The sequence below is a fragment of the Streptomyces sp. genome (assembly GCF_050698815.1).
Lineage (GTDB): Bacteria > Actinomycetota > Actinomycetes > Streptomycetales > Streptomycetaceae > Streptomyces.
The window spans coordinates 1-10493 of sequence record NZ_JBOHCV010000370.1 but is presented as its reverse complement, the minus strand read 5'-3'; the positions used below and the strand labels follow the sequence as shown (position 1 = coordinate 10493).

The window sequence follows — 10493 nt, the reverse complement described above, 5'->3', positions numbered from 1 at the left end:
ACGGCGGTGAGGGCGGCGTGCACGGGACGTTCATAGGCCCCGGCACCGGGCAGCCGGACGGCGAGCGCGGCGACAAGCGCGAGCGCCTCCATCGCGCAGGCCGCGCCGAGTCCGATGCCGGCGGCGCCGCCGAAGCCGTGCGCGGTCAGCAGCAGTGCGGTGAACAACAGCACCCCGAGCGCGGTGCCGACGGGCAGCGGGGCACCGGACCGGGCAACCGCCCCGACAGCGAACTGAAGCCCCAGCAAGGCCGCGATGAAGAGCGCGACAGCCGCCGCCACCAGTGGCCGCGTTCGTGCCGCGAACTCGTCGAGGCTGCGGCTGCGCTTCAGGCGGAGGCGGGCCCGGGCGGCGAACCACCGCGCGCACCACGCCGCGGGCGCTACGGCACACGCCAGGCTCAGCACCGTAGCGGTCCCTGCTCTTGCGGCTCCGGCTGCCCGTACTCCGCTTCCGTCCGGTCCGCCCAGCAGCGCGTCCAGCAGCGCGTCGCCGAAGAGCGCACAGCCGGTCAGCCAGCACGTCGCCAGCGTCAACAGCACGGTCGGCACCGCACTCACGACACGGCGCAGCACCAGCCGTACGGCCGCACCGACCGCGATCGCGGCAGCGACGCCGAGCGGGATCGTCACGGGTACTCCGGCCCGCCGTACCTGAGCCAGTTCGAACAGGCCGAGGGCTGTCGCACACAGCAGGCCGGGGAGCAGCGGCAGCAGCAGCACGCCCAGCACGGCACGGGAGGTCCGTACACGTGCCCGGCACGGGCCGCCGGACCACCGGGCGTGCGAAGCGTCCGCCAAGTGGTCCGGCGCCGTTCCCATCCCGTTCCCGTCGGCTCGCGGCACGCGAGCGAACAGCTCTTCGGCGAGGGCGAAGACGTCCCGGTGCCGGAAGCGCGCCGCGGTCCGGTCGGTGACTCCGTACGCTTCCAGCCCTGCCGCGATCTCCAGCGGGTCCACCGCACGTTCGCACAGCTCCCGGTGCCGGTGCATCAGCTCGCGTACGGGATCAGCCGGTACCGCCGTCGTCCGCGACTGCGGGGCGCCGGTGCGGACGTTCCGGGCGGCCGGCCCGGCCGGGGCGGTCACGGCTCTGTGGGTGTTCATCTGCCGCCCTCCTGCCGCTGTTCGGCCGCCGAACGCTCCAGCACGGCGATCGGCGCGCTGTCGGACAGGTCCGGGCGGGCCCAGCTCGGAACGGGCGCACGGGCGGGCAGGATTCCGGACGGCCCTCCCGCAGAGCGGCCGGTGGTGCCCGCCCAGCGCCCCGGCACATGGGACTCGGCAGGCCGGGCGAAGGGCAGCGGACCGTCACCGCCGCGCACGTCCACGGTGTCGTCCCACCTGTGTCCGGGCACCGGCGACCGCGACATCAGTTCCAGATAGATGCCACGGAAGGCCGCGACGTTCTGTTCCACGGTGAAGAGTTCGAGTGCCCGCTCACGCGCCGCCGCGCCAAGACGCGCCCGGCGTTCGGGATCCCGCAGCAGGGCGAGGCAACGGTCCGCCAGTGCGCGCGGATTGCGCGACGGTACGACGAGTCCGGTGCCGCCGATCACTTCGCACACCGCCCCGACGTCCGTCGAGACCGTGGCCCGTCCGCAGAACATCGCCTCCACCAGGGACACGGGGAAGCCTTCGACCACGCTGGAGAGCACCACCACCCACCCCGCTCCGTAGGCGTCCGCCGGCGTGGGCACACCGGGGCCGCCCAGCTCCTCGAAGGTGACCGGACGGTCGCCGGCCGCGCCGGTGCCGGCCGCCTCGTCCGGGAAGAGCTGTGCCGCCAACGCCCGGCAGTGCGCCTCGTAGTCGACCGCCTCCGGTCCCCTCCCGGGTGCCGTCGCGATGATGCGCAGCCGTGCCCGCGGCTCGGCCCGGCGGACCTCGAGGAAGGCATGCAGGAGGCCGGTCAGGTCCTTGGTGGGCTCGATGCGCCCGGCCCAGACCAGCGTCGGCGGCGCGTCCCCATGCCGCTCGGCACCCGGCTCCCCGCCGGTCTGGTCCGTCTCGCCGATCTCCGCGAAGGGCTCGGCGTCCATGCCCGGGTAGACCGTGCGCAGCCGGTCGCGCCGCGCTCCGCACCGCTCCTGCCAACGGCGGGCGTGGGTGTTGCCCGGAGTGATCAACTGCGCCTGGCCGTACGCCTCGCGTGCCAGCCGCCGCTGGAACGACGCCAGCAGCGCGCGTACGGGCGCGCCCGCGGCGGTCGGTGCGACGGCGTCGGCAGCACTGGCGAGATAGTGCTCGCGCAACCGCACCCCGTACTCGGTGATCAGCAGAGGGGTCCCGAATGCTCTCTTCGCCAGCAGGGCGGGCAGTGCTGCCGGACCGCCGCCCACCACGTGGCACAGCTCGGCATCGGCCAGCCCGTGGTCGCCGTTGTCTCCGTACCAGTCGAGCGAGAGCGGGCGCAGCGCGCGCTCCAGCCGTTCGGCCACGGCGAGCAGATCGGGGACCCGTACGCACTGCGCGGCGCGAAGGGCGCCGGGAGCGCGGCAGGCGGACTGCAGGATGCGGACGGCCTGCTCCGAGCGGAGGGCCGCGGGGAGGCCGCCGCCGCGCTCGCGGGCAAGTGCGGCCAGCCCGTGGAGCCCGGTGGCGAAACGGTCCGCCAACCGCCCGGTGCCGTCGGCGTCGTCGCCCTCCGCGCCGCGCTCCTCGGGGCCGGCGCCGCAGATCGCCGCGGCCAGCTCGTGGAAGCTCTCGCCGAAGCGCCGCCTGTCCCGGCGCGCGTAGGACCCCCCGCCGGTGACGGCCATGTCCACAGGCGACCCGCCGGCACGGCCCGGGACCCGGCCCCACAGTGGCGCCGTGCGCACCCGCCCGACGTTGTCCGGGAGTTCACACCAGCCGGCGCTCTCCTGCCGCGCGCTGCGGCTCAGCGCGTACACCTCGAACTCATGGCCCCCCAGCCCGCGCAGCAGCCGGTCGCACCACACCACCGACTCACCACGCACATAGGGGTAACCACCCTCCGTAAGCAGTGCGATGCGCACGAGCTCACCACCCCCCATCGGTCCTCCTAGTGGGCCACTGTCCGCAGGGGACGCAGTGGCGTGACGCGGAAGACGCTATGCGGGCCCCCCGTGCACGATGGACGGTTGTCCGTCGCGCCACCAAAAGGGGTGAATGGCCGTGACTAATGGACCGGTCAGACGTTTCTGTGCGCTATGAGGATCAACCGGGCCGACTCCGACGGCAGTTCACTGCCGACAGGAGAGGGAGGGACTTTCACAACACGCCCTAGCCGCGCGGGTGTTCCCAGGCGTTGGGGCGACAGGTCGCACCGTTCGTCGTCAGATACTTGGTCTGCTGCATCATCACCGGTGCCGGCGCGCCGTCCTTGGGGCATCCGACGTGGCCACGCCCGATCCGGTGCCCGACTTCGTGGTTGATGAGCATCTGCCGGTAGGCGTACATCCGGTCCTGCCCGAAGGTCTTCGCCCCCTGCGCCCACCGATATGCGTTGATCATGACGCGGTCGGTGGCCGCCGAGTCGCAGGAGACGCGATCCTGGCTGGTGTCCAGCCCGGACTTCGCGCACCACACGTCGGTTGTGGCGGGGCTCGCCAGGGTGATCACGAAGTCGGTGTCACCGCTGTCCACGCGCTCGAAACCGCGTGCGCCTCCGTGCGCCCAACTGCGCTTGTCATTGAGCGTCTTGTGCACCGCCTTGGCGAAGAGGTCGCCCTCCAGCGGCAGCCCCTTCTCGATGTCCACGCGGTAGCGCAGCCGCTGATCGCCGTCCGGCCCCTTGTCGTGACCGGAGACCGACCTGAAGCGGCCGTCGCCCTTGAAGGCCTCATCCAGCGGAAAGGGCATCGCCATCTTCTCCGCGTACGACAGGGCGGCCGCTTGCGGCTCCCCCGCCCGTGGGCCGGGCCCCTTGTCGTCCGACCGCGACGCCGACGTGTCGCCGGCCCGCCCGTTCCGGTCGGCGTCGGCGCTGCCCGCCGCCCGGCTGCCCGGACCCAGGCCACCGTCGGTGACCTGTCCCGCGATGACGACCGCGAGCACCGTCGTCACCGCCGCCGCGGCCACACCGGTGACCGCGCGGCCCGTGCCGCCCTTCTTGGTCCTTCGTCCCTGGGACGGGAGCGGATCGAGGGGCGCAACCGGGTCGTCGTCTTCCGCGCTCGTTCCCTGGCGCTGCCACGGCACGCGCTCACCGGGCCCGTTGGTCCCGTACGCGCCGGGTCTCGGACCGCCGGGGCCCGCGGGTCCCGGTCGGCGGGGCTCGGGGCCGCGCCCGAACGAGGGGGCGGGCGCACCCCCGCCACCGGGCCGGCCGGGGGCGCGCACCGTACTCGGCGCGCCGGCGGCGAAGACGTCGTCCTCGAAGGCGTCGAGGTACTCCTGCCGGGGTCCGGCGGACCGCACGCCGGTATCCGAGCCCGGCCGCCCCTGCAGCACCCGCCCGACCGCACCGCCCCTGACGGCGCCGCCTCCGGCCGGGCCCTGCCCGGTGCCGTCCGCACCCCAGCCGCCGCCGGTTTCGCGCTGCTCGGGGTGACCACCGCGTACGGGAGACGCGTATCCGCCGCCGGGCGGGCCGGGAACGTCCGGGAGCGCCGTGCCCCTCACCGGGCCGGCCGCGGACGGGTGCGTCCCCCGGGGTGTCGGTGCGCCGGGCGCCGAGCCGCCGTGCGGGCGCGAGGAGCCGCCGTCCAGGGCCGCCCGTTCGGACGGGGCGACAGCCTTGGCGCGCCCCTTGCGGCTATGGCGTCCCACTAGTCACCTTCCGGGGGTACGGGCCTCCAGGACGAAGCCTTACCCTCCGCGGCCCATCCCGTCAATCGAGCTGTGTCCACCAGCAGTTCACGGAACGCAGACGCGACGATCTCCGGGTACTCCATCATCGCCACGTGGCCCGCCTCCGGCAATGCGAGCACTCTGCTGCCTCGGAAAGCAACTCCGGCGCGCCTGGCCATGCGGAAACTCACGAGCCGGTCACGCCCGCCGTACACCAGCAGCGTCGGTGCGAGTACGCGTTCGGCCTGTCTCCACAGCGAGTGCTGGCCGCCCAGTGTGTAGGCGTCGACGACGCCCCGCGCGGAGCGGGACAGGGAATCCCAGAAGTACGGCAGCCGCAGCCTGCGTTCGTACTCCTCGACCGCCGCGGCGAACCCGGCGGGCGAGACGCGTCCCGGGTCGCCGTAGCACAGCGCGAGCACTTCCCGGGTACGCCGCTCCGCCGTCCAGTCCTTCGTCAGCCGTCCGAACAGTCCGGCGACCCCGGGCACCGCGAGCAGCGCCGTGGGCAGCGCGCTGCGCTGCGGCGGCAACTCCGGCAGAGCCGGCGAGACAAGCGTCAGGGTGCGCACGAGATCACCGCGTACCGCGGCGACGCGGGTCGCCACCGCGCCGCCCAGTGAGTTGCCCAGGAGGTGCACGGGGGCGCGTCCGCAGGCGTCCAGGTAGCGGATGACCGCACGGGCATGCGCCGAAACCGAGTAGTTGCCGTCGTCGGGCGGCGGCGAGTCACCGAAACCCGGCAGGTCGAGGGCTTCTCCGTCGACGTCTCCGCCCAGCTCCAGCATCAGCGACGACCAGTTCAACGAGGAACCGCCCAGCCCGTGCACGTACAGCGCGGGCGGCAGCCCGTCCCGCTCCGGTGGCCGGGAACGCACGTTCAGCGTGAGGCCGGGAAGGTCGACGAAGCGGGCGGTCTCACCCTCGCGGGCCGACGGACTGCCCGTGGGCGGCACCGCCTCGGCGGCGCTGGGAACGCCCGGCTGATCGGTCGACGACATGGGGCAATGTTACGAGACGATCACACAACGTCTCATGTGTTCACCGTCACACGATCACCCCGGTCAGGTCGTAACCTCGAATGAGAGGCGTCCACCCGGGAAAGGGGAGCCACCATGTCTGTTGAGTCTATTGACCCGACCAACCCGGCGGACTACGACGATGTGTTCGAGGAAGAGCCGGACGAGGAGCCGACCGGGTTCGAGGCCACCCCGGCGGACGCCGCCGAGCAGCACACCGAACTGCTGAGCCAGCGGGACGAGCCGATCACCGGTCGCGAAGACATCGAGGCCGACCCCGCGGACGCCGCCGAGCAGGCGCGAGTCGTGGAACTGAACGAGGATGAATACCGATAAATGCGCTCGTGGCGCCGCCCACCCCTCGAGATTTTCGGTTCGCGACAGACACATCCCGGTTACCGAAAAGTACGATGGCGGACGCGGCGCACATCGCGCACAGAACTGATCAGGGAGGCGGCGTGTCAGCCATCGAGCAAACCGAGGCGCGCCCACGCGGCACGCGCCTGCCGCGCCGGGCCCGACGGAACCAGCTGCTGGGCGCGGCCCAGGAAGTATTCGTCGCACAGGGATACCACGCGGCGGCCATGGACGACATCGCCGACCGGGCAGGCGTCAGCAAGCCCGTGCTCTATCAGCACTTCCCAGGCAAACTCGACCTCTATCTGGCGCTGCTCGACCAGCACTGCGAGTCCTTGCTCCAGGCCGTGCGCACAGCGCTCGCCTCGACGACGGACAACAAGCAGCGGGTGGCGGCGACCATGGACGCCTACTTCGCCTACGTCGAGGACGAGGGCGGCGCCTTCCGGCTCGTCTTCGAGTCCGACCTCACCAACGAACCCGCCGTGCGCGAGCGGGTCGACAGAGTGAGCCTTGAGTGCGCCGAAGCGGTCAGCGAGGTCATCGCCGAGGACACCAAGCTGCCGCGTGACCAGTCGATGCTGCTCGCGGTGGGCCTGTGCGGGATGGCGCAGATCACCGCGCGCTACTGGCTCGGTCTGGGACAGCCCGTCCCGCGGGACGCGGCGGCCAAGCTCATCTCCTCACTGTCCTGGCGCGGGATCGCCGGCTTCCCGATGCAGTGACGCGCGTCCGGAGACACCCGGCCCCGCGGCAGCCGTCGTCCTCGCGTGTCCGTCCCGTCCTCGCCACGTGTTCGCTGCGGGCGTGCGCGGGCGGGCACCGGGGCGTGTGCGTATCCGGCTAATGTGTGCTCCGTACGGCGCGGCTGACCGCGTTATCCAACTGAGCGTTCGGAGGGACATAGCCGTGGAGGTCAAGATCGGCGTGCAGCACGCGCCCCGCGAGATCGTCTTCGAGAGCAAGCAGTCTCCCGAAGAGGTCGAGAGCGCGGTGTCGGCCGCACTGGCCGAAGACGGCTCGAACATGCTCAGCCTGGCGGACGAGCACGGCCGCAAGATCCTGGTCCCGGCCGGGCAGGTCGCCTACGTCGAGATCGGTGAACACACCGGTCGCAAGGTGGGTTTCGGCACCATCTGAGTGCCCTGAGCGCGACACGGACCGTACGTCCGTCAAGGTCGTACGACCGACAAGGCGGCGGCTTCCCGAATCTCTCGGGTAGCCGCCGTTTCACGTGTGCGCCACACGGGGAGTACGGCAACGACACCGCACCGCACACCGGCCGCGACCCGGCCGCCACCCCGAGGAGGTCCCGTGATCTGGGAGGCACTCGGCGCCACCATCCTCGGACTCGCCATCGCCTACGCCGCCACCCGGCGGCTTCCCGGGCGGCTTCCCAACAGGCCCCTGGTGCTCGCGACCGGTCCGGCGGCGGCACTGCTGGGCGGGCTCATCTGCCGGGTCGTGCTCGGCGCCGGCAACGCGCCGGTGACCCTCACGGTCGCGGCAGCGGTGAGCGTGGCGATTCTCTCCCTGCTGCTCGGCGAGAACGTCCGGCCGCAGGGGCTGAGCGCGGGACTCGTGAGCCCGCCGCGGGCTTGAGGTTCCGCCCGTCAGGGCCCTGAGTCAGGCCGCCAGGCCCAGGGCCGCCATCCGCTTGGTGTGCGCCTCGGTGATCCGCGAGAACATCCGGCCCACCTCCGCCAGGTCGAAACCGTCCGCGAGCCCGCCCACCAGCATCGTGGAGAGCGCGTCCCGGTCGGCGACCACGCGCTGTGCCTGCGAGAGGGCCTCCCCCATCAGCCGCCGCGCCCACAGCGCCAGCCTGCCGCCGACCCGCGGGTCCGCCTCGATCGCGCCCCGCACCTTCTCCACGGCGAAGCTCGAGTGCCCGGTGTCGTCGAGCACCCGCAGCACCAGTGCCCGGGTGTCCGAGTCCAGACGGGCCGCCACCTCACGGTAGAAGTCCGAGGCGATCGAGTCCCCGACGTACGCCTTGATCAGCCCCTCCAGCCAGTCGGACGGGGCGGTCTGCCGGTGGAACTCGTCCAGTGCCGTCGCGAACGGCGCCATGGCCTCGGTCGGCTCGGCGTCGATCTCCGACAGCCGTCCCCGCAGCTGCGTGAAGTGATGGAACTCGGCGGACGCCATGGCCGCCAGCTCCGCCTTGTCCGCCAGCGTCGGGGCCAGCTTCGCGTCCTCCGCGAGCCGCTCGAAGGCGGCCAGCTCCCCATAGGCCAGCGCGCCCAGCAGGTCCACGACCGCCGCCCGGTAGGTCGGGTCGGCGGACGCCTGTGCCCAATCCTGCGTGGCGATCTGCGCGGCGGTCCCGGTGTGCTCGGGCTCGGGGGTCTTCTCAGGCGTCTCCATGCTGTGCAGGTTAGCCCGCCTCACCTGGACCGGAAGCCCCCCGGTCGGCCTCCCCGAAGCCCCAGGGAACTCGTGCGCAACGATTGTCCCGGTACACATGCGCGGATCCGGGGTACAGTGATATTGGCTCCCACCCGGTTTCGGTGGGACTCATGTACGCATGACTGCGGATGCCCGGTCGGAAGCCCGGTCGGCTCCGAACCGACAGCCCTCCGCGTGGCGCGTGTCCCCACACGTCCCGTGACAAGAGGGACCGCTCGCGTGAAGAGCGCTTGAGCGAGAGCCAGTGGTCCCGCACAGACCGGCGGCCGGCAAGGCGCCGCCCCGGTGAACTGCGGTACGACCCTCCTCGCCGCCTCATCGCGCGTCACACAGAAGAGGCAAGCTCCTGACCACCACCACGTTCCGCGAACTCGGAATCCTTCCCGAGTCGGCCGAGGCCCTCGAAGCCGTCGGCATTCTGTCCCCCTTTCCCATCCAGGAGATGACGCTTCCCGTCGCCCTCGCCGGCGCCGACGTCATCGGCCAGGCGAAGACCGGCACCGGCAAGACGCTGGGCTTCGGTCTTCCGCTGCTGGAGTCCGTCACCGTTCCCGCCGACGTCGAGGCCGGCCGGGCGGCACCGGAGATGCTCACCGATTCCCCGCAGGCGCTCATCGTCGTCCCGACGCGCGAGTTGTGCCAGCAGGTGACCAACGACCTGCTGACCGCTGGCAAGGTCCGTAACGTCCGGGTGCTGTCGATCTACGGCGGCCGGGCCTACGAGCCGCAGGTCGAGGCGCTCAGGAAGGGCGTCGACGTCGTCGTCGGCACCCCGGGGCGGCTGCTCGACCTGGCGGGCCAGCGCAAGCTGCGGCTGTCCGACGTACGCACGCTCGTCCTGGACGAGGCCGATGAGATGCTCGACCTGGGCTTCCTGCCCGACGTCGAGAAGATCATCCAGATGCTGCCGGTCAAGCGGCAGACCATGCTGTTCTCGGCGACCATGCCCGGTCAGGTCATCTCGCTGGCCCGCCGGTACATGAGCCAGCCCACCCACATCCGCGCCTCCGAGCCGGACGACGTGGGTCAGACCGTGGCCAACACCACACAGCACGCCTTCCGCGCCCACTCCATGGACAAGCAGGAGATGGTGGCCCGGATCCTCCAGGCGGAGGGCCGCGCACTCGCGATGATCTTCTGTCGTACGAAGCGGACCGCCGCCGATGTCGCCGAGCAACTCACCCGGCGCGGCTTCGCGGCGGGCGCGGTCCACGGCGACCTGGGGCAGGGCGCGCGCGAGCAGGCGCTGCGCGCGTTCCGCAACGGCAAGGTCGACGTACTGGTCTGCACGGACGTGGCGGCGCGCGGCATCGACGTCGACAATGTGACGCACGTCATCAACTACCAGACACCCGAGGACGAGAAGACGTATCTGCACCGCATCGGCCGCACCGGCCGCGCGGGTGCCTCGGGTACGGCGGTGACCCTGGTCGACTGGGACGACATCCCCCGCTGGCAGCTGATCAACAAGGCGCTGGAGCTGAACCTTCCCGACCCCGAGGAGACCTACTCCACCTCCGCGCACCTCTACGAGGCACTGGGTATCCCCTCCGGCACCAAGGGCGTCCTGCCGCGTACCGAGCGCACTCGCGCCGGGCTCTCGGCGGAGCAGGTCGAGGACCTGGGCGAGACGGGGCGCGGCCCCGGACGCGGCGCCACCGGACGCGGCCGCCCGGGCCGCGGGGGCGCGACGGGGGCTGCGGAGACCGAGGAGCGCCCCAAGCGCACCCGGGCACCGCGACAGCGCCGCCGGACCCGCAACGGCCTGCCGGTCGACGCGGACGCCGCGACGGAGACCACTGCAGGCCAGGCCCAGGGCTCCGCTCCCGTGTCGGAGGGCGCGAACGCGAAGAGCGAGTCCCGCAAGCCCCGTCGTCGCCGCCGCACCCGCGGCAGCGCGACAGCGTCCGCGCCCGCCGCGCAGACTGCGGGCGCCGGCACGGCCGCGGCC

The 10493-nt window shown here is 72.3% G+C and carries 10 protein-coding genes; 5 read left to right on the top strand and 5 right to left on the bottom strand.

Annotated features, from left to right (window positions below; translation table 11 throughout):
- The 4 genes from ACRDP3_RS13530 to ACRDP3_RS13515 form a co-directional block, all read right to left on the bottom strand.
- On the bottom strand, positions 1 to 1106 hold a 1106-nt coding region (locus tag ACRDP3_RS13530; RefSeq protein WP_431517161.1), incomplete at its 3' end, for a hypothetical protein.
- The gene (locus tag ACRDP3_RS13525) at positions 1103 to 2998 is read right to left on the bottom strand and encodes a DUF3492 domain-containing protein (protein ID WP_431517162.1); all 1896 of its coding nucleotides are present in this window, start codon (positions 2996 to 2998) and stop codon (positions 1103 to 1105) included. The genes ACRDP3_RS13525 and ACRDP3_RS13530, both read right to left, overlap by 4 nt.
- Positions 2999 to 3245: 247 nt before the next feature.
- Positions 3246 to 4733, bottom strand: a complete 1488-nt coding sequence (locus ACRDP3_RS13520) for a DUF3152 domain-containing protein (RefSeq protein WP_431517160.1) — start codon at positions 4731 to 4733, stop codon at positions 3246 to 3248.
- Positions 4733 to 5755 (bottom strand): alpha/beta fold hydrolase, encoded by a 1023-nt coding sequence (locus ACRDP3_RS13515; protein WP_431517159.1) that lies wholly within the window; start codon positions 5753 to 5755, stop codon positions 4733 to 4735. Before ACRDP3_RS13515 ends, ACRDP3_RS13520 begins: the two co-directional genes overlap by 1 nt.
- 114 nt (positions 5756 to 5869) lie before the next feature.
- Here ACRDP3_RS13515 and ACRDP3_RS13510 point away from each other — a divergent pair, with 114 nt between their 5' ends.
- The 4 genes from ACRDP3_RS13510 to ACRDP3_RS13495 all read left to right on the top strand — a co-directional run bounded on the left by ACRDP3_RS13510 (position 5870) and on the right by ACRDP3_RS13495 (position 7732).
- Positions 5870 to 6109, top strand: coding sequence for a hypothetical protein (locus ACRDP3_RS13510; protein ID WP_431517158.1), 240 nt, complete (start codon positions 5870 to 5872; stop codon positions 6107 to 6109).
- A gap of 122 nt (positions 6110 to 6231) precedes the next feature.
- Positions 6232 to 6855: a TetR/AcrR family transcriptional regulator gene (locus tag ACRDP3_RS13505; RefSeq protein ID WP_431517157.1), complete on the top strand. Its 624-nt coding sequence runs from the start codon at positions 6232 to 6234 to the stop codon at positions 6853 to 6855.
- Between the two features lie 184 nt (positions 6856 to 7039).
- A complete protein-coding gene (locus ACRDP3_RS13500; protein ID WP_431517156.1) occupies positions 7040 to 7270 on the top strand; it encodes a DUF3107 domain-containing protein in 231 nt (76 codons plus the stop codon).
- Positions 7271 to 7444: 174 nt separating this feature from the next.
- A complete protein-coding gene (locus ACRDP3_RS13495; protein ID WP_431517155.1) occupies positions 7445 to 7732 on the top strand; it encodes a hypothetical protein in 288 nt (95 codons plus the stop codon).
- A 24-nt stretch (positions 7733 to 7756) separates the two neighbouring features.
- Here the strand turns inward: ACRDP3_RS13495 and ACRDP3_RS13490 are convergent, their stop codons facing one another.
- On the bottom strand, positions 7757 to 8500 hold the full coding sequence (locus ACRDP3_RS13490) for a ferritin-like fold-containing protein (protein ID WP_431517154.1): 744 nt from the start codon (positions 8498 to 8500) through the stop codon (positions 7757 to 7759).
- A 484-nt stretch (positions 8501 to 8984) separates the two neighbouring features.
- Between ACRDP3_RS13490 and ACRDP3_RS13485 the strand changes: the two genes are divergently transcribed.
- A partial coding sequence (locus ACRDP3_RS13485) for a DEAD/DEAH box helicase (protein ID WP_431517153.1) occupies positions 8985 to 10493 on the top strand: 1509 nt, incomplete at its 3' end.